We start from the raw sequence: 19,090 nt of genomic DNA on the forward strand, positions 1-19,090 counted from the left end.
CCTTCTTTCCCCCAATGTTTCCATCTCCTCAAATTCGAGTCCCGGCCACCTACCTGCGTGGCGGCACCAGCAAAGGCGTGTTCTTCCGACTGCAGGACTTGCCCGCCGCCGCCCAACAACCCGGCCCAGCCCGCGACGCCCTGCTGCTGCGCGTGCTGGGCAGCCCCGACCCGTATGGCAAGCAGATCGACGGCATGGGCAATGCCTCGTCCAGCACCAGCAAGGCGGTGATCCTCTCCCGCAGCACGAGGGCAGGGCATGACGTGGACTACCTGTTCGGCCAGGTGTCCATCGACCAGCCGTTCGTGGACTGGAGCGGCAACTGCGGCAACCTGTCGGCCGCTGTGGGGCCGTGCGCCATCCACATGGGGCTGATCGATGCGGCGCGTATTCCGCAGGACGGCACCATCCCCATCCGCATCTGGCAGGCCAACATCGGCAAAACCATCGTGGCGCATGTGCCCATCAGCAACGGTCAGGTGCAGGAGACGGGCGACTTCGAGCTGGACGGCGTGACCTTTGCAGCCGCCGAGGTGGCGCTGGAGTTCATGGACCCGGCGGAGGATGGCGATGACGGGGGAGTCATCTCGACAGCGCCGGGCCGCCCCAAGCTGGCGAGGGCCCCCTCGCGGGGCAGCGAACCACACGCAGTGGGGAGCGTGGGGGCGTTATTCCCGACGGGCAACGTGGTGGACACCTTGGAGGTGCCCGGGGTCGGCAGCTTCGCCGCCACGCTGATCAACGCGGGCATCCCCACCATCTTTCTCAATGCGCAAGAGCTGGGTTACACCGGCACCGAGCTGCAGCGGGCTATCAACGGCGATGCAGCGGCACTGGCGCGCTTCGAGACGATCCGTGCATACGGCGCCCTGCGCATGGGCCTGATCCAGCACGTGAGCGAGGCCGCCACGCGCCAGCACACGCCCAAGATCGCGTTTGTCGCGCCGCCTGCGAGCTACACCGCATCCAGCGGCAAAGCCATTGACGCCAAAGACATCGACCTGCTGGTGCGCGCTCTCTCCATGGGCCAGCTGCACCACGCCATGATGGGCACGGCAGCGGTGGCCATTGGCACGGCGGCAGCCATCCCCGGCACGCTGGTCAACCTGGCAGCGGGTGGTGGTGTGCGCAGCAGCGTGCGGTTTGGCCACCCCTCGGGCACCTTGCGCGTGGGGGCCGAGGCCCGGCAGAACGACGCCGGCGATTGGCAAGTCACCAAAGCTCTCATGAGCCGCAGCGCCCGCATCCTCATGGAAGGCTGGGTGCGGGTTCCCATCAGCAGTTTTTAAGCCATTTTTGCCTCTATCGCTTACCCATAAAGCGCAAGAAGCTACTAAAAATATAGCGTTTTATCCAATATCCATGAACACCAAACAACAACTCAAAGCCCTGGCCCACGCCCGCCGTGGCGTCATCGTGCCTGGCGCCTTCAACGCCCTCTCCGCCCGCGTGGTGGCCGACCTGGGGTTTGAAGCCATTTACATCACCGGCGCAGGCGTCACCAACATGTGGTTCGGTTTGCCCGACCAGGCCTTCATGGGGCTGACCGACATTGCCGACCACACGGCCCGCATCCGCGACGCGGTGGAGCACCTGCCGCTCATCGTCGATGCCGACACCGGTTTTGGCAACGCCCTCAACACCTACCATGCGGTGCGAACACTGGAGCGCGCAGGCGCCGACTGCATCCAGCTCGAAGACCAGGTCAGCCCCAAACGCTGCGGGCATTTCAGCGGCAAGGAGGTGATCAGCACCGACGAGATGCTGGGCAAGATCAAGGCCGCCGTGGACGCGCGTCGCGACGCAAACACCCTCATCCTGGCACGCACGGATGCCTGCGCCACCCAGGGCTTTGAAGCGGCAGTGGAGCGCGCCCAGCGTTTTCAGGAGGCGGGGGCCGACATCCTGTTTGTGGAGGCCGTCACCTCGCTGGACGAGATCCGCGCCCTGCCCCAGCGGCTGGCCGCGCCCCAACTGATGAACATGGTGATCGGCGGCAAGACGCCCATCACCAACGCTGAAGAACTGGCCGCCCTGGGCTACGGCCTGGTGCTGTACGCCAACGCCGCGCTGCAGGGCGCGGTGGCGGGCATGCAGAAGGCGCTGACCGTGCTGCGCGACACCCAACGCATTGATGAAGACCCCGCTCTGGTGGCGCCGTTTGCCGAGCGCCAGCGGCTGGTGCAAAAAATGGCCTGGGATGCGCTGGAAGAAAAGTACACATAAAAAGTGCATCCAGCGCTTTAACCACAAGCGCTAACAGCTATTAATTGGATAGCATTCAGCAACCGCCTAATGGATATCCCTTGGGTTGCGGGCTGCATCCATGCCGCACAACAAGGGGGCGCACGGCACAATGGGTCTTCTTGGCACCTTGTGCGCGCTTCCCTTCATGCAAAGCATCCCTTCTGAGAACGTGGTGGACCTGCTGCTCGACGCGGTCTGCGTCGTCCATGTGGACAGCACCATTGAGTTTGTAAGCCCGGCGTTCGAGCGCATCTTTGGCTACGCCCCCGAGGAAGTCATTGGCAAGCGCATGTTCGACCTGGTGCACCCCGAAGACCTGGCCGTCACCCAAAGCCAGGCGCAGCGTGTGATGGATGGCCATCTGCAGTTGCAGTTTGAAAACCGCTATGTGCGCAAGGATGGCTCCATCGCGCACGTCCGCTGGACTGCGCGCTGGTTGCCTGACAAGCAGCGGCGGCTGGCGGTGGCGCACGACATCACCGAGCGCAAGTTCACCGAGTCCATGCAGGCGGTGATCTATGCCATCTCCGAAGCCGCTCACACCACACACAACCTGCAGGCGCTGTTCCAGCACATTCACCAGATCATCGGGCGCCTGCTGCCTGCCACCAACTTCGCGGTCGCGCTCTACGACGCCTGCAGTGATTCATTGAGTTTTCCGTACCACGTCAACGAACCGGGCGCCGCCCCCACGCCCCCGGCGCCAGTGCAGGATGCGCTGTGTGCCGAGGTGATCCACAGCGGCAGCACCCTTCTGTTGACGCCCGATACCCCCGACAACGCCGACCCCCGCGCCGCGCAACTGCGTCGGCAGCTACCCCAGGAACACGCACCGCTCTACTGGCTGGGCGTGCCGCTACAAACCCAGAAAGGCGCCATCGGTGCGCTGGTGCTGCAAAGCACCACCGAGCAGGCCCGCTACACCGAAAAAGACAAGGAGCTGCTGCAGTTTGTCTCCACCCAGGTCGCAGCCGCCATCGAGCGCAAGCAGATGCACGAACGCCTGGAGCACATGGCGCAGTACGACCAGCTCACGCACCTGCCCAACCGCCAGCTGTTTCTGGACCGACTCAAGACCGCACTGGCCCGCGCGCGGCGCGACCAAAGCCTGCTGTCGCTGCTGTTCCTCGACCTGGACGACTTCAAGCAGGTCAACGACAGCCTGGGCCATGCCATGGGCGACCTGCTGCTGCAGCGGGTGGCCCAGCGGCTGCTGGAGTGCGTGCGCGGCTCGGACACCGTCGCGCGCCTGGGCGGCGACGAATTTGTGGTGCTGCTCGAAGGCGGCCATGCCCGCGAACACGCCGCCGCAGCGGCCGACAAGATCTTGGCAGCCTTCGGCCAGCCATTTGACCTGGAAGGTATCCGCCTGAGCATCCAGCCGAGCATCGGCGTGGCCATCTACCCCGAGCATGGGGGCGAAGAACACCGGTTGCTGGGCCATGCCGACGAGGCGATGTACCTGTCCAAGAAAAGCGGCGGCAACCAGGTGCGGGTGGCTTCACCCCGGGATGGGCTGGTGCCTTGACGCTGATTGCCGCACCGCCAGCCTGCTGAGCAGACCCGCCGCGCCCTCTCTCTTTTACTCCCACCCAAACCCTTTATTCCAAACGTTCCACGCCATGCTCTACAACGCGCTCCAGCTCGCCCATGTCCTGTCCATCATCGTGTGGATCGGTGGCATGGTGTTTGCCCATTTCTTTTTGCGCCCCGCAGCGCAGTCGCTGGAGCCCCCGCAGCGCGTGCGGCTCATGCACGATGTGCTGCAGCGCTTTTTCGCCGCCGTGGGAGTGGCCGTGCTGGTGGTGCTGGGCAGCGGGCTGTGGATGATCGGCCGCGTGGCCAAACAAACGGTGCAGGCCGGGGGCAGCTTTGCCATGCCACTGGACTGGACCATCATGGCCACGCTGGGCCTGGCGATGATGGTCATCTTCGGGCACATCCGGTTTGCGCTGTTCCGACGCCTGCAGCGGGCGGTGGCTGCATCGGACTGGCCCGCCGGCGGCAAGGCCCTGGGCAGCATCCGCAGCTGGGTGGGCGTGAATCTGGCCCTGGGCGTGGTGATCGTGGTGGTCACGCTGCTCGTCTAACGGTGGGCGCCCGCAAGCGACCTGTTGGCCACCACACGCCCTGCGCTGTACCCCATTGATGAAACGCATTGCCTGGATCTCTTGTGCGGCCCTGGCCGTGTGCCTGCTCACCGCAGGCGCGGCCAGCTGGTGGGCGCAGCACCGCGTTGACAGTGCCCTGGCACAGACGGCACAACTGCAGCGCCAAGTGACCGAACTCAACAATGCGCTGCTGGGCTATACCCGCTACACCAGCTACCTCACCGCAGGCAAGCAGACGCTGGCCGAGCAGATGAAGCTGCTCGCCGCCACCGTGGTCCGCGAAGAAGGAGCCACGCAGATCATCGAAAAATCGGTGCTGGGCATCGCATCCACCGGGGTAGTGGCCATCACCTACACCGCCGAATACGCCTTCGGCTTTGACCTGCGCCCCGAAAGCTACGAGCTGCACGCCACCAACGGCGGCATCGAGGTGCACATCCACCGCCCCGCGCTGGTGGCCGCACCAGCCGTTACCAACCTGAAGCACCGCATCCTCTCGGGCGGGCTGCTGACCGACAACAAAGGCGCTGTCATCAAGCTGAGCCAGGAGGCCGCCAAACGCGCTCGCCAGCAGGGCGAGGCCATGGCGTCCGATCCGGCCGTGCTGGCGCTGTGCGAAAAAAGCCTGACCGAGTTTCTGTACGGCTTTCTGACCAAACAGCCCGGCGTGAAGCAGGTGCCGCGCATCCGCGTGGTCTACAAACCGTCGGCGTAAGGGCCTGCTCCTACCCCAATTCCCCACCCGTGGTGCTGACCCTCATGGTCCTGAGTGCATTGCGGCCGTGCGCCACAGAGCGGTACCACCGCACGTACCATGGTGGACAAGGAGTTCTGACTTTGTTCCGTTTTTTCGAAAGCCGCCTTCCCCCTTATCCCCCCGCCGAACCTCACCTGCCCCCCAAAGACTTCATGGCCTTTGTGTGGGATGGCACCCGTGGCCTGCGTGGCTATGTAGCAGCCATGGCAGGCCTGTCTGCGGCCATCGCCATCTATGAAGCGCTGCTGTTTGCGGTGCTCGGCCATGTGGTGGACTGGATCTCCAGCACAGCCCCAGGTGCGCTGTGGGCCGAGCGCAAAGGAGAGTTGATTGGCATCACCGCCCTGCTCCTGGCCTCGGTGCTGCTGGTGGCCGTGCAGACCAGCATCAAGCACCAAGTGCTGGCCATCAACTTCCCACTGCGCTTGCGCTGGAACTTTCACCGCCTGATGCTGGGCCAGAGCATGGCGTTCTACGCGGACGAGTTTGCGGGCCGCATCACCACCAAGATCATGCAGACGGCCCTTGCCGTGCGCGACATGATCTTCACGACCACCGACGTGGTGATCGGCATGGGCATCTACCTTGTCACCATCCTCGTGTTGCTGGCCGGGTTTGACGCACGGCTGCTGGCGCCTTTTGCCGCTTGGATGGTGGCCTATGGCCTGGCCTGCTGGTACTTTGTGCCGCGCCTGGGCAAGGTGGGCAAGGCGCAGGCCGATGCGCGCTCGGTAATGACCGGGCGCATCACCGACGCGTACACCAACATCGCCACCGTCAAGCTGTTCTCGCACACGCGGCGCGAGTCTGAATTTGCGCGTGCCGCCATGGACGCGTTCAAGCTCACGGGCTATGCCCAGATGCGCCTGGTGAGCCGGTTCGAGATCGTGAACCACATCCTGGTGGTGGCCATGATCCTCAGCGCCTGCGGCACCGCACTGTGGCTGTGGTCGGCGGGCGAAGTCGGTGCCGGTGCCGTGGCCGCCGTCACCGCCATGACCCTGCGCGTGTCCGGCCACGCCCACTGGGTGATGTGGGAGATGACCACCCTGTTCGAGAGCGTGGGCACCATCCAGGATGGCATCAATACGCTGACCAAACCCCGCACCGTGGTGGACGCGCCCGACGCTAAACCACTCGTTGTGACGCAGGGCGAAGTGCATTTTGAGGACATGACCTTTGCCTACGGCAGCGGCCCCGGGGCCCGCCCGGTCATCGACCGGCTCAACCTGACCATCCGCCCCGGCGAGAAAATCGGCCTGATTGGCCGCTCGGGCGCGGGCAAGTCCACGCTGGTCAACCTGCTGCTGCGCTTTCATGACGTGCAGTCGGGCCGCATCCTGATCGACGGGCAGGACATCGCCCATGTCACGCAGGACAGCCTGCGCCGCAACATCGGCATGGTCACGCAAGACACCTCGCTGCTGCACCGCTCCATGCGCGACAACATCCTGTATGGCCGCCCCGACGCCAGCGAGGCCGACCTGCACCAGGCGGCCGAGCGCGCCGAGGCGGCGGATTTCATCGCCACGCTCACCGACCTGCAGGGCCGCACCGGCTACGAGGCACATGTGGGCGAGCGCGGCGTCAAACTCTCGGGCGGCCAGCGCCAGCGCGTGGCCATTGCACGCGTGATGCTCAAGGACGCGCCCATCCTGCTGCTGGACGAAGCCACCAGCGCGCTCGACTCCGAGGTCGAAGCCGCCATTCAGCAAAGCCTGGACGGGCTGATGCAAGGCAAGACTGTGATCGCCATTGCCCACCGCCTGTCCACCATTGCCGCCATGGACCGCCTCATCGTGATGGACGCAGGCCGCATCGTCGAAGAAGGCACCCACGCCCAGCTGCTGGGCCAGGGCGGCGTGTACGCCCGGCTGTGGGGGCACCAGAGCGGCGGGTTCCTGGGCGAATCGGAAGAAGACTGAGTCGGCGAGGACGGATACGAGCCACATGGGCGACACGCTGTCGCGCACGCGGCTGTGCGGCGGGTGTGTTGTCCCTACGGTGGCGGGTTTCAACCACCGGATGGAATCGCACCAATGATCAAAGTCACCGCCGTTTACCGCTGGCGTGAAGGCGCCACCTTCAACCACGACTACTACCACTCCGAGCACATGCGCATCGCCCGCGCAGCATTGCAGCCGCTGGGCCTGGTGCGGCTGGAGAGCGACCGTGTTCTCTACCCTGGCGAGCCGCGCCCGGGACAGGTGGTGGCGCTCACCAACGCATTCTTCAGCGACCTGAAGCAGGCCCAAACGGCCGCCAAGGCGACGATGGCCGAGCTGTCGGCAGACATTCCTAACTACACCAACATCCAGCCCGAGTCGTACTTTGCGCAGATGCTGGCGCACGAGGTAACGACCGGTCAAGAACGCGCTTAGCCGCGCTCGCGCACCGCCTTGAACAGCAGGCCCAGGCATACGGCCATGCCCACCATCGGCACTGCGGCCAATACGGCCACCACAGCGCGCGCCAGGGGCGACCAGTCAAAGTCGCGCGCTGTGCGCCAGGCACCAAAGGCTGCGACCAGTCCCAGGCCAAACATGCCCATGCGGAAGCTCGCACCGGGCTTGAAGAAGGCGATGAGCAGCACGGCATTGGCGACGCCGATGGCCAGCGCAACATGGCCCAGGTGGAGGGAAAACGAGGACTGTGCGCCGTGCCTGTGCCCGTCGTCTTCCTCCTCCTCATCGTCCACCCGGCTGCGCCAGCGGCTGGGCGACGGCGGCTGGGAAGGCTGGGCACGCGCAGGCGCTACGGGGGCTGCAGGGGCACCATCGGCCCGCCCCCACTCCGTGGCGGACAGTCCTGCAGCAACTGCACCAGCCACTGCGGCAGATGACGAGGCGCCAGGCGCTGCGATGCTGGGCGACAGCCCACGCTCCTGCAGCACGGCGCGCAGCCGCCCCGGCTCGCGCAAGGCCGTCACCACCGCCCGCACAGGCCCCTGGTCCTGTGGCTTGATGCGCAGGTCGGCAATCTGCATGGTGGTGCCACGCGTATTGGCCAGCATGAACAACGCCTTGGCCACCATTGCGTCTTTGGGGCCGCCCTTGCCGCTTTCGACGAAGGTGCCCAGGTTGTACGTGGCGTCGGCGCGGCCTGCCTCGGCCGCCTGGGCATACCAGGCGCGGGCCTCGGCCAGGTTCACGGGGCCGCCATAGCGGCCATGTTCGTCGCTGGTGCCCAGGTGAAACGCGGCGTGCGGATCGCCCTCGCGGGCGTACCAGCCCGGCAGGTCGCGCAGGGGGTTGCCGGTCCACACCACCGGCGCCGGCGCAGGCGCGGCCGGGGTCATGGGCGCAAGGCTCAGGCCACCCGGCGATTCTGACGCTTCCTGGGCCTGCTTCTTTTTCAGCGCCTGCTGCCGCTGCTCTTGCGCGGCGGCGTTCCACTTCGCGGTCTGCTGCGTGTCCACTGGCCCACCCCAACCGCGCTCGTGCATAACGGCCAAGAGGCGCTTGGCGGGCTCGTAATCCCATTCGGCCGCACGCTGGCACCAGGTGCGGGCGTTTTCGTAGTTGGGCTGCTCCCAGCCGATCACGACATCCAGCGCGTGCAGGAAAGCCGCGACCTCATGCCCCTGTGCTGCGGCGGGCTCCAGGGCGTCGGTGGCTTCAATGCGCCTGCGCGAGTACAGCGCCAACTGTTCGCAGCGGGCCACAGCGTCGTCCACCGCCTTGCGCTCTTCGTCCACGATGCGCAGCAATTGTTCCCCAGGGGCAGCCTTCAGTCGCACCATCAGTGCCTGTACACGCTCCTTGGCTTGTTCCGGAAAGCGCCCATAGAAGGCTTGGGCATCCTTGCGGGTCTCTGCGTCGTGGACGCCCATCAACTGCAGCGCGGCCGCCAGGTCGAAGTGCCTGCGCTGGCCCATGGTGCCAAAGCGCAGCGCACGGCCCAGGGCGTAGAGGGCGTGGGGGTTGCCGCGCGCAGCCCAGTGGCGGTATTCGGCCCAGGCGGTGGCGTCGTCGCCCGCCTTGCGGGCGCGCGCCGCACGCTGCACGGGCAGATCGGGCTCTTCGGGCGCATCGCCGTTTCCCAGGTAGTGCACGCCGCTTTGCGGGTCGTACAGGTTCAGGCCCAGGCGCACTGCCTGCTCCCAGCCATCATCAAACGGAGCGCCCCAATCCGAAGCGCGGGTGTTGATGCCCACGCCCCAGGTGGGGTCGGTCATTTCAGGGCCACCAAGGTAGATGTCCCAGAACCCGGGAGAGCGCTGCTCGACGGCCTTGGCCCAGGCCGTGAACTTGGGGTTCATCGGCACCTGGGGGCCCGCCTCCGCACGCTCGTACTGCGCGTCCGCCTCGGCCTTGGTGGTGGGCCAGGGCCAATCGGCGGGCTTTTCCCAGATCTGGATGGTGTAGCTCACAGGTCCCTCCTCGGATGCCGCTGGGTGCGCGACGTGTTGTGGTGTTGTCTTTCGTCAAGTGCGAGCGAATTCTAGGAGCGGCCCCCCGCCATGCCCCAGAGGCGCACCCCACCAATTTGTCCAGTGACGCACCAGCACCACACCCGGATGTTGGCGCGCAGTTTTGGGTAAAAATGGGCCTCTGCGCTCGTCCACCAAGACCAAATAGCTCCTACTTTTATAGCAATCCTATGTCCCAGCCGCCACGCCCTGCCCTCGCTCTCGCCATGTCTGTGCCCACCGGCGATCAGCTCAAGGCCGCCCGCACTGCCGCGGGGCTGAGCCAGGCCCAGGCGGCCGAACTCATGGGCTACCCGCTGCAGACCGGCAGCCGGGGCGGCGTGCAGTCGCGCACCTGGCAGGCGCTGGAGAGCATGAGCGACGAGCGCAACATGCAGGGGCCGGTGTTTGCGATGTTTCTGCTGCTGACGGGCCAGCACCCCGATTTCCACTTGGAACGCAACAAGCGGCCAGACAGCGCGCACGGCCCAGAAGCGGCAGACGGCAAGGAAACTGCCTCTTCCAAATAGTCGCCCCGCCACGCACCGCCCGTGGCCCGAGAGACTGGCGCGGCCCAGGCCAGTGCCCCCCGCGCAAGGGCCGCCCCGCCGCGCAGGGGGCGTCCCCCTCCCGCGCAGCGAGAGAGGGGGAAGGCGCGAAGCGACTCAGGGGGTGCCCCCTTCTTCAATCTACCTTGATGTTTGCCGCCTTGATCACCTGGGCCCACTTCTCCACCTCGGCCTTCTGGAAAGCGGCGATCTGCGTGGTGTTGAGGTCGGCGGGCTCCATGCCAAAGCCCTTCAGGCGGGTCTGCATGTCGGGCTGGGCCAGGATCTTGCGGATCTCGTCATGCAGGCGCGTGACCACAGGCGTGGGCGTGCCAGCCGGCACAAAGATGGCCTGCCAGGACTGCACCTGGAAGTCCTTGAGTTCTGCCACGCCGGACTCGGCCACGGTGGGCACGTCGGGCATGGAGGCCAGGCGCTGGGGCGAGGTGACGGCAATGGCGCGCAGTTTGCCGCTCTGGATGTGCGGCGCGGCCACCACCGTGGTGTCAAACATCATGTCCACCTGGCCGCTGATCACATCCTGGATGGCCGGGCCACTGCCTTTGTAGGGGATGTGGGTGAACTTCACGCCCGACTTGTAGGCCAGCAACTCCACCGCCAAATGCTGCGAGCTGCCTGTGCCGGCCGAGGCCGACGACAGGCCGCCTTGCTTGGCCTTCGCCCCCGCCAGCACGTCCTTGAGGGTTTTGTAAGGGCTGTTGGCCGCCACCACCAGCACGACCGGGTTGGCGCCGATCAGCGTGACGGGGCTGAAGGACTTGATGGGGTCGTAGCCCAGCTTGGGGTAGAGGCTCACGTTGATGGCGTGCGAGCTGACGGTGCCGCCCAGCAGGGTGTAGCCATCCGGCGCAGAGCGCGCAGCAGCTTCAGAGCCGATGCTGCCCGCCGCGCCGCCCTTGTTCTCCACCACCACCGTGGTGCCCAGGGCAGTACCCAGTTGCTGGCCAATCAGCCGCGCCAGCGTGTCGGTGGTGCCACCTGCAGCAAACGGCACCATGTAGGTGATGGGCTTGCCGGTGGGCCAGGTGCCCTGGGCTGTGGCGGGCAGGCTGACAAGGGTGCTGAAGGCTGCGGCCGCCAGGGCGGCGGTGTGGATGAGGGTTCTGCGTTGCATGGTGATGTCTCCTGGGTGTTTTGTGGATGGTGAACGGAACGGCGATAGAAAAACGGAGCGCAAAAAAGCCGGTGCGGCTGGCGCGTGCAATGCAATGGACGCTCAGGGCAGATCGACGATCTCGACCCAATTGGGGTTCTTGCCCACCGGCACCCGCGTGGGCGTGCCGGGGATGCCGGTGGCCGGGTCGATGGGGTGCAGCGCAAGGTGGTGCGACTCCTGCCCTGCTGCGATCAGAAATCGGCCTGACGAATCCACCGCAAAACCGCGCGGTGATTTCTCGGTGGGCACCTGGCCCAGCGGCTGCAGCTGGCCGGTGGCAGCGTCGACGCGAAAGCTGCTCAGCGTGCTGGAGGTGCGCTCGGACGCATACAGCGTGCGGCCGTCGGGCGACAGGTGAATGTCGGCGGCCCAGGGCTTGCCGTTAAAGCCTGCGGGCAGTGCCGTGGTGCGCTGCACCGGGCGCAGCGTGCCGCGCTCCTTGTCGTAAGCCATCACGTGTACGGCGGCATCCAGCTCGTTCAGCACATACATGGTGCGCTGGGCGGTATCCCACACAAAGTGGCGCGGGCCGGATTTTTCGGGAGCAACCTGCGTCAGCGCGGGTTCATGGGCGGTGAGCCTGCCGCTCTCGGCATCAAAACGCCAGGCCGAAAGGTTGTCGCCGCCCAGGCTGGTGGCAAACACATGGCGGTTGGCCGCATCGGCGTGGATGGCGTGCGCGTGGGGCGCCGTGGGGATGAGTTGCTGCACCGCACCCACCGAGCCGTCCTTGCCAATGCTGTTGACCGTGATCTTGTGGCCGGGGTAGGACGCGGCAAACAGCCAGCGGCCCGTGACATCGGTGTCGATGTTGGCCATGCTGTCGGCCAGCGGAGCCTCGCCCAGCTTGCGCAGCTTGCCGCTGACGGGGTCGATCGCCAGGCTCACCACCCTGAAAGGTTGCGAGCGCAACGCCACGTACAGCACCGTCTTGTCCGGGCTCACGGCCATCGGCATGGCAGTGCCGCCCAGCGGCACGGTGTCTACCGGCTTGAGCGTGGCAGTGCTACGGTCCAGCTCCAACACCGAGACATCCTGGCTGTCCGCGTTGGCGACATACACCCAGGTTGCCGCCCAGGCGCCGGGGGTGGACAGGGCGGCAACGGCTGCCAGTGCCAGTTGTGCCACCCGGGTGCGTGTGCGTGGTGTAGAGGTCATTGCCGTCTCCCGAAGGGGTCTGGGCGGTAGCAGGGCCTGCACCGCCGGTTGTGTGGGTGGATGCTCATCTGCCGGGATGTGTGCTGAGGCACCCAGCTGTCGGCGGAGCGGTTGGGTTTTGTCATACGTTATATGTTGTCGTACAACAAGATCTGCATTGTCACCATAAGCCTGTCTGACACACGCAGGGATTACCCGAATTTCGACGAACAATCTGCAAGGATTGCCCACCTGCCTGACAGAGGAGAAATGCGGTCAAAAAGAGCTAGTGAAAACCCTTAATCCACCCTAAGATCACCAAAAACTCTCACGGCATGTATTGCCATTTTGCAATCTTAGTTGTACGATGACTAACAACATCACTCAGGAGACATTCCATGACCCTGCGCCGTAGAGCCGCCCTTCTCGCCTGCATCGCCACCCTGGCAGCGGCCTCCGCCACCGCACAAAGCGCTGACTGGCCCGCAAAGACCCTGCGCATCGTGGTGCCCTACCCGCCCGGCGGCAGCTCGGACATCATTGCCCGTTCCATCAGCCAGGCCATGTCCGAGGCGCTCAAGCAGTCGGTCATCGTGGAGAACAAGCCCGGCGCCAACGGCAACCTGGGCGCCGACTTCGTGGCCAAGGCCGAGCCCGACGGCTACACCATGCTGCTGTGCGACGTGGGTGCGCTGGCTATCAGCCCTTCGGTCTATACCAAGCTGTCGTTCGACCCCTCCAAGGACCTGCGTGGCGTGACCATGCTGGCCTACTCGCCCCACCTGCTGGTGGTGCACCCCTCGGTGCCGGTCAGCAACTTCAAGGAGCTGGTGGCGTACTCGAAGAAGAACGACCTCAACTTTGCCGTCACCGCCACCGGCAGCGCGCCCCACGTGGCCGGTGTGGCGCTGGAGCGTGCCAGCGGTGCGCGCTGGCAGTACATCCCGTACAAGGGCGGCGTCACCGCCATTCAGGACACCGTGGCCGGGCAAACCCAAATCCTGATGAACGGCATGCTGGCCACCCTGCCCCATGTGCAAAGCGGCAAGCTCAAGGTGCTGGGGGTTTCCAAAGCCACCCGCATGCCGCTGATTGGCGATGTGCCCACCATTGCCGAGCAGGGCGTGCCCGGTTTCGAATCCGGCACCTGGCAAGGCATTCTGGTGCCGCGCGGCACGCCAGATGCGGTGGTGCAAAAGCTCAACAACGCCTTTATCACCGCCATCCGCTCCCCCGAAATCCGCTCGCGCCTGGCCGGCCAGGGCGCCGAGGTGGTCACCATGACCCCCGCCGAACAAGACCAGTTCTTCGCCAAGGAGCGGGCCCGCTGGGCCACCGTGGTGAAGGCCGCCAACATCAAGCTCGACTAAGAAGGTGTCAGCGAACCCCTCATGCCCGCTCATCCCGTCAAAACACGCCCGCTCGTCGTTGCAAATGCTCGCCATAGCCCGCGCTATGGCTGCGCTTTGCGCCTAGACCGGCCGCGTTTTGGCAGCCTGCTCGGACATGCGGTATTCACTCACACCTTCTCACTCGCCTTCCCATTTCCTACTACCGCCCCGCACTGACATGACCCCCCAAGAACTCAAAACCATCATGGGCTCCGGCCTGCTGTCGTTCCCGATCACGGACTTTGACGAGCAGGGCGAATTCCGCCCCAAGACCTATATCGAGCGCCTGGAATGGCTGGCCGCCTACGGCGCCAGCGCGCTGTTTGCCGCCGGTGGCACGGGCGAGTATTTCTCGCTGTCGGGCCCCGAGTACGGCCAGGTCATCAAGACCGCAGTGGATACCTGCCGTGGCAAGGTGCCCATCATTGCCGGTGCCGGTGGCCCCACCCGTACGGCCATTGCCCATGCGCAAGAGGCCGAGCGCCTGGGCGCCCACGGCATCCTGCTCTTGCCACACTACCTGACCGAAGCGGGACAGGAAGGACTGATCGCCCATGTGGAGCAGGTCTGCAAGAGCGTGAAGTTCGGCGTGATCGTCTACAACCGCGACCGCACCAAGCTCACGGCCGAGTCCCTGGCCATCCTGGCCGACCGCTGCCCGAACCTGGTGGGCTTCAAGGACGGCGTGGGCAACATCGAGGTGATGTCCTCCATCTACATGAAGATGGGCGACCGCTTTTCGTACCTGGGCGGCCTGCCCACGGCCGAGGTGTATGCGGCGGCCTACAAGGCGCTGGGCACGCCGGTGTATTCGTCGGCGGTGTTCAACTTCATCCCCCGCACGGCGATGGAGTTCTACAAGGCCGTGGCCAGTGACGACACGGCCACCCAGCACCGCTTGCTCAAATCCTTCTTCATGCCCTACCTGGCCATCCGCAACCGCGTGGAAGGCTATGGCGTCTCCATCATCAAGGCAGGTGCCCGCATCGTGGGCCACGACGGCGGGCCGGTGCGCGCGCCGCTGACGGACTTGAAGCCCAGCGAGATGGAAGAGCTCAAGGCGCTGATCGACAAGCTCGGCCCGCAGTAAGCACGGCCTGACAGATGCCTCCAAGGGCCTGGTTTTCCAGGCCCTTTTTTCAGCGATTCCACACACCACGCGCCTGGCCGTGCACGGGCGCGTGGTGCCAACGCGGCACGCCAAAACACAACACCATAAGGAGACAGACAACATGCTCAAGACCCTCATCATCGCCGCAGCCAGCGCCCTGGCCCTTGTCACGCTGAGCGGCTGCGCCAGCCATCCGACCACCGCCGCGGCGACCCCTGCACCGGCCGCCTCCGAGCAGGCTGTGGCCGCCGCTGCCGAACGCCTGCGCCTGGCCATGATCGACCCCACGCCCGCTGCGCTGACTGCCCTCGTGGCCGACGACCTGAGCTATGGCCACTCGGGCGGCCGCGTGGACACCAAGGACAGCTTCATCGGCGATCTGGTGGCGGGCAAGTCTGACTTCGTGACCATCGCCATCACCGACCAGACCATCAAGGTGGTGGGCAACTCTGCCATCGTGCGCCACACCCTCACGGCTGACACCAACGACTCGGGCAAGCCCGGCAAGGTGCAGATCAAGATACTGGGCGTGTGGCAACAGCAAGGCGGCCAGTGGAAGCTGCTGGCCCGCCAGGCCGTGCGTGTAAACACTTGATGCCCCCTGAGCCGCTTCGCGCCATCCCCCTCAAGGGGACGCCGCCTCTGCGGCGGGGCGGCCCTTGCACGGCGGCGCTGGCGGAGCCGCGCCCGTCTCCGTCGCACGGCGACAAGCGACACTGCGGCTCAAGTCCACCTTCTCAACATTCCAGGTTGCCCTCCATCCAATGACCACCAACGCCCAGCCCCGCATCCTGCAAATCGGCCGCCTGCCCTTGCCCGCCCTCGAAACCGAACTGGCCGCGCGCTACAGCGTGGCCTGCCTGGCGGACCAGGCCGACCCGCAGGGTTTTCTGGCGGCGCATGGGGCGGAGTTTTCGGGCGTGGTCACCACGGCGTCCATCGGGCTCACAGGCGAGGTGATCGCCGCCCTGCCCCATCTGCAGGTCATCAGCAGCTTTGGCGTGGGCTTTGACGCGCTCGACATCGGCGCCGCCACTGCCCGGGGCGTGCAGGTGGGCTACACGCCCGGCGTGCTCAACGACTGTGTGGCCGACATGGCGTTTGCGCTGATGCTGGACGTGTCGCGCGGCATTGCCGCCAGCGACCGGTTTGTGCGCCAGGGCCAATGGCCCAAGGCGCGGTTTGCGCTGGGCACGCGGGTGTCGGGCAAACGCCTGGGCATCGTGGGCATGGGCCGCATCGGCCAGGCCGTGGCCGAGCGCGCGGCGGGCTTCCGCATGGAGGTGGGCTACCACAACCGCCGCCCGGCCGAGGGCTGCGCGCACTCGTACTTCGAGTCGCTGACCGCACTGGCGCAATGGGCCGACTACCTGGTGCTGACGGTGGCGGGCGGCGCGGGCACGCGCCACCTGGTCAACCGCGATGTGCTCGACGCCCTGGGCCCGCAGGGCTACCTCATCAACGTGGCGCGTGGCAGCGTGGTGGATGAGGCGGCGCTCATCGACGCCCTGGCCGAGCGCCGCATCGCCGGTGCGGGCCTGGACGTGTTCGACAACGAACCCCAGGTGCCCGCCGCCCTGATGGCGCTGGACAACGTGGTGCTCACCCCCCACACCGCCAGTGCCACGCACGAAACCCGCCGTGCGATGGCGGACCTGGTGCTGGAGAACCTGCACGCGTTCTATACCTCGGGTGCCGTGCGGGTGCCGGTGCCAGGCACGGTGGCTGGCTGATCGTTGGTTTTTCAAGTTTTTTAGGCCGTTTGCGCGCGTCCATCACGCCTGATTAGCTACTGAATAGATAGCATCAAGCTCCACACCCGGGCGCCCCTGCCTCACACCCGCCCCGCAAACACCTCCGGGCCCAGGCGGGGTTTGCGCGCTTTGCGCTCGAACAGCCACATGCCATACAGCGGCAGCGTCTCGGCCAGTTGCAGCGGGGCGACCTGCTCTGCCGCAGCCCCCAGCAGTGAGGGATGTGGCACCACCGCCAGCAGGTCAGAGCCCAACACCAGATTCAGCAGGCTGGCAAAGTCCGGGCAGCGCACGGCCATGTGGGGTGCAGGCATGCGCCGCACGCGGTGTGCCTCGGTCAATACATCCACCGGGCCGCTCACGCTGGGGCCCACACAGGCCCAGGCCGCGCCCTGCAGCGCTGCCAGCGACCGGGCGCGCGCCAGCGGGTGGTGGCGGCGCGCATAGATCTGCGGCTGCAGCTCGTACAAGCGCCACTGCACCACATCCGGGTGGGCAAACTGGCGCGGCCGGGGCGCAATCACGGCGTCGAAACTGCCATGCAGCAGGCCCGTCAGCAGGCTCCCCTCGTCGGTGGTGGTCATCTCCAGTGAACGCTGGGGCTGCGGCAGACACCAGGCCTCGTACAGCAACGGCCCACAGACCAGCGCGGCGGAGGCCGTGAGCCCCACGCGCAACCGATTGCGGTCCACAGCGGCCCGGCGGGCCTGCGGCAAGGCGTCGATGCGCTGAGCCAGCGGCGCGCCTTCAGCCACCACACGCCGGGCCACCTCGGTCGGCACATACCGGCGCCCGTCCCGCACCAGCAGCGGCGCGTCAAACTGTGCCTGCAGCGCCTTCATGCCCTGGCTGATGGCGGGCTGCGACACCCCACAGGCCTGCGCTGCGCGCGCAAACGAGCCCTGGTCGATGACGGATTGGAGGTAGTGCAGGTAGCGCAGATACATAAGCAGCTTTTATGTATGAGGCGCCATTGTCCCTTGCCGCAGCCGCCGGGCGCGGCGAAGCTCTGGGCATCTTTCTCCACCACGCTCCTGCCCATGACCACGCCACTCGACACCGTCCGCACCTACCTCGCCCACCTGCACGCCAGCCACACCGACGGGTTGATTGCCTGCTTTGAAGACGATGGCGTGGTGCATTCGCCCTTCCTGGGCACCATGCGCGCGAGCGACTTTTTCAAGAAGCTCGCCCAGGCCTCCAGCGGCAGCGTGATCACCGTGCTGGATCTGTTTGCCTCGGCCCAACCAGAAAGCGGCGGCGCGGTGCGCATTGCCGCCTACTTCCGCTACGACTGGACCTTGAACGACGGCCGCGAGGTGACTTTCACCTGCGTGGATGTGTTCACGTTCGACGCGGGCAGCACCCGCATCCGCGACATGAACATCGTCTACGACACCCATCCGCTGCGCGAGGAAGTGGGCGACAAGTACGCGCCTGATCCAGTCACAACAGTTCCACGCCCTTGAGCGTCACAAAACTCGTCTCGCGCGTGACCTGCACAAAATCCTGCAGGTACGGCTTGGCCGACAGGCTGGGCAGGCAGGCGGCGTGCAGCTCACCGCGCAGGCCTTTTTCACCGATGGGCCGCGCCGTCACATACCCCCGGTCCAGGTAGCTCTGCACCGCCCACAGCGGCAGCGCCGCCACGCCGCGCCCGCTGGCCACCAGCTGCAGCATGGCCACGGTCAGCTCGGTGGTGCGGCGCGGGGGGCGCACGCCGGCGGGCTCCAGCACCTGGCGGATCAAATCGAGCATTTCGTCGGGCACGGGGTAGGTGATGATGGTCTGGTCGGCAAAGTCCTGCGCCACCAGGTGCGGCTTGGCCACCAGCGGGTGCGTGTTGGCCAGCAGCGCGCGGATCTCGAAGCCAAACAGCGCGTGGTAGTCCACGCCCGCCTCGTCACCATCCACCTCGGACACGATGGCCACATCGGCCCGGCCCTGGTGCAGCAGGCCCACCGGGTCGGCATGAAACCCGCTCACGATGTCCAACTCCACCTCGGGCCAGCGGGTGCGGAAGGCGTCCATTGCGGGCATCAGCCAGTCAAAGCAGGTGTGGCACTCCACCGCAATGCGCATCTGCCCGCCCTGCCCCAGCACCAGGCGGGCAATGTCGCGTTCGGCCCCTTCCACCTGCGGCAGCATCGCGTCGGCCAGCGCCAGCAGGCGTTCGCCCACGGCGGTGAACTGCGGCGGCACCGATTTGCGCTCAAACAGCGGCTGGCCGTAGCGGTCTTCCAGCAGCTTGATCTGGTGCGACAGCGCCGACTGCGTGAGGTTGAGCAACTGCGCGGCCCGCACCAGGCTGCCGCTGTCGCGCAGGGCCACCAGCGTGCGCAGATGGCGCACTTCCAGAATCGACTGATTCATTATTAATTTTCAAGTTGATCGACTAAAACTTTCGTTTGAATAATAAACGAACCCGCGCGACCATCGGTGCCTT

At 66.0% G+C, this 19,090-nt stretch carries 18 protein-coding genes; 13 read left to right on the forward strand and 5 right to left on the reverse strand.

Features of this window, described 5'->3' with window-relative positions; all coding sequences use genetic code 11:
* Window positions 1–14 precede the first annotated feature (14 nt).
* From NFX52_RS05730 to NFX52_RS05760, 7 genes are all read left to right on the forward strand, one after another.
* Window positions 15–1,289 carry a PrpF domain-containing protein gene (locus tag NFX52_RS05730; RefSeq protein ID WP_055397824.1) on the forward strand — a complete coding sequence of 425 codons (1,275 nt, stop codon included), beginning with the start codon at window positions 15–17 and terminating at the stop codon, window positions 1,287–1,289.
* Between the two features lie 73 nt (window positions 1,290–1,362).
* The gene (locus NFX52_RS05735) at window positions 1,363–2,226 is read left to right on the forward strand and encodes an isocitrate lyase/PEP mutase family protein (protein ID WP_055397823.1); all 864 of its coding nucleotides are present in this window, start codon (window positions 1,363–1,365) and stop codon (window positions 2,224–2,226) included.
* 166 nt (window positions 2,227–2,392) lie between these two features.
* The gene (locus NFX52_RS05740) at window positions 2,393–3,775 is read left to right on the forward strand and encodes a sensor domain-containing protein (RefSeq protein ID WP_055397822.1); all 1,383 of its coding nucleotides are present in this window, start codon (window positions 2,393–2,395) and stop codon (window positions 3,773–3,775) included.
* Window positions 3,776–3,869: 94 nt separating this feature from the next.
* Window positions 3,870–4,337, forward strand: a complete 468-nt coding sequence (locus NFX52_RS05745) for a CopD family protein (protein ID WP_055397820.1) — start codon at window positions 3,870–3,872, stop codon at window positions 4,335–4,337.
* Between the two features lie 58 nt (window positions 4,338–4,395).
* The gene (locus tag NFX52_RS05750) at window positions 4,396–5,073 is read left to right on the forward strand and encodes a hypothetical protein (RefSeq protein WP_055397818.1); all 678 of its coding nucleotides are present in this window, start codon (window positions 4,396–4,398) and stop codon (window positions 5,071–5,073) included.
* A 122-nt stretch (window positions 5,074–5,195) separates the two neighbouring features.
* Window positions 5,196–7,040 (forward strand): ABC transporter ATP-binding protein, encoded by a 1,845-nt coding sequence (locus NFX52_RS05755; protein ID WP_055397816.1) that lies wholly within the window; start codon window positions 5,196–5,198, stop codon window positions 7,038–7,040.
* 114 nt (window positions 7,041–7,154) lie between these two features.
* The gene (locus tag NFX52_RS05760; RefSeq protein ID WP_055397811.1) at window positions 7,155–7,496 is read left to right on the forward strand and encodes an EthD family reductase; all 342 of its coding nucleotides are present in this window, start codon (window positions 7,155–7,157) and stop codon (window positions 7,494–7,496) included.
* On the opposite strand, the gene NFX52_RS31065 is transcribed toward NFX52_RS05760, so the two are convergent.
* Window positions 7,493–9,487, reverse strand: coding sequence for a tetratricopeptide repeat protein (locus tag NFX52_RS31065; protein WP_252635573.1), 1,995 nt, complete (start codon window positions 9,485–9,487; stop codon window positions 7,493–7,495). The genes NFX52_RS05760 and NFX52_RS31065 overlap by 4 nt on opposite strands.
* A gap of 266 nt (window positions 9,488–9,753) precedes the next feature.
* On the opposite strand from NFX52_RS31065, the gene NFX52_RS05770 reads away from it, so the two are divergent.
* A complete protein-coding gene (locus NFX52_RS05770; protein ID WP_238385581.1) occupies window positions 9,754–10,056 on the forward strand; it encodes a helix-turn-helix domain-containing protein in 303 nt (100 codons plus the stop codon).
* Between the two features lie 154 nt (window positions 10,057–10,210).
* Here the strand turns inward: NFX52_RS05770 and NFX52_RS05775 are convergent, their stop codons facing one another.
* The gene (locus NFX52_RS05775; RefSeq protein WP_055397805.1) at window positions 10,211–11,209 is read right to left on the reverse strand and encodes a Bug family tripartite tricarboxylate transporter substrate binding protein; all 999 of its coding nucleotides are present in this window, start codon (window positions 11,207–11,209) and stop codon (window positions 10,211–10,213) included.
* A gap of 102 nt (window positions 11,210–11,311) precedes the next feature.
* Window positions 11,312–12,409: a lactonase family protein gene (locus NFX52_RS05780; protein WP_055397804.1), complete on the reverse strand. Its 1,098-nt coding sequence runs from the start codon at window positions 12,407–12,409 to the stop codon at window positions 11,312–11,314.
* 377 nt (window positions 12,410–12,786) lie between these two features.
* On the opposite strand from NFX52_RS05780, the gene NFX52_RS05785 reads away from it, so the two are divergent.
* The 4 genes from NFX52_RS05785 to NFX52_RS05800 all read left to right on the forward strand — a co-directional run bounded on the left by NFX52_RS05785 (window position 12,787) and on the right by NFX52_RS05800 (window position 16,623).
* Window positions 12,787–13,758: a Bug family tripartite tricarboxylate transporter substrate binding protein gene (locus NFX52_RS05785; protein ID WP_055397803.1), complete on the forward strand. Its 972-nt coding sequence runs from the start codon at window positions 12,787–12,789 to the stop codon at window positions 13,756–13,758.
* 199 nt (window positions 13,759–13,957) lie between these two features.
* Entirely contained in the window at window positions 13,958–14,869 is a 912-nt protein-coding gene (gene kdgD / locus NFX52_RS05790) for a 5-dehydro-4-deoxyglucarate dehydratase (RefSeq protein ID WP_055397801.1), read from the forward strand.
* Between the two features lie 142 nt (window positions 14,870–15,011).
* Complete coding sequence (locus tag NFX52_RS05795) at window positions 15,012–15,485, forward strand: nuclear transport factor 2 family protein (RefSeq protein ID WP_055397800.1); 474 nt, start codon at window positions 15,012–15,014, stop codon at window positions 15,483–15,485.
* Window positions 15,486–15,654: 169 nt separating this feature from the next.
* Complete coding sequence (locus tag NFX52_RS05800; RefSeq protein WP_055397799.1) at window positions 15,655–16,623, forward strand: 2-hydroxyacid dehydrogenase; 969 nt, start codon at window positions 15,655–15,657, stop codon at window positions 16,621–16,623.
* 101 nt (window positions 16,624–16,724) lie between these two features.
* Here the strand turns inward: NFX52_RS05800 and NFX52_RS05805 are convergent, their stop codons facing one another.
* On the reverse strand, window positions 16,725–17,591 hold the full coding sequence (locus NFX52_RS05805; protein WP_055397798.1) for a LysR family transcriptional regulator: 867 nt from the start codon (window positions 17,589–17,591) through the stop codon (window positions 16,725–16,727).
* A gap of 93 nt (window positions 17,592–17,684) precedes the next feature.
* On the opposite strand from NFX52_RS05805, the gene NFX52_RS05810 reads away from it, so the two are divergent.
* Window positions 17,685–18,113, forward strand: coding sequence for a nuclear transport factor 2 family protein (locus NFX52_RS05810; protein ID WP_055397940.1), 429 nt, complete (start codon window positions 17,685–17,687; stop codon window positions 18,111–18,113).
* On the opposite strand, the gene NFX52_RS05815 is transcribed toward NFX52_RS05810, so the two are convergent.
* A complete protein-coding gene (locus NFX52_RS05815) occupies window positions 18,091–19,017 on the reverse strand; it encodes a LysR family transcriptional regulator (protein ID WP_207401863.1) in 927 nt (308 codons plus the stop codon). The genes NFX52_RS05810 and NFX52_RS05815 overlap by 23 nt on opposite strands.
* Window positions 19,018–19,090: the final 73 nt, after the last annotated feature.

Origin of the sequence: Acidovorax facilis (assembly GCF_023913775.1) — a bacterium.
Taxonomy (GTDB): domain Bacteria; phylum Pseudomonadota; class Gammaproteobacteria; order Burkholderiales; family Burkholderiaceae_C; genus Acidovorax; species Acidovorax facilis.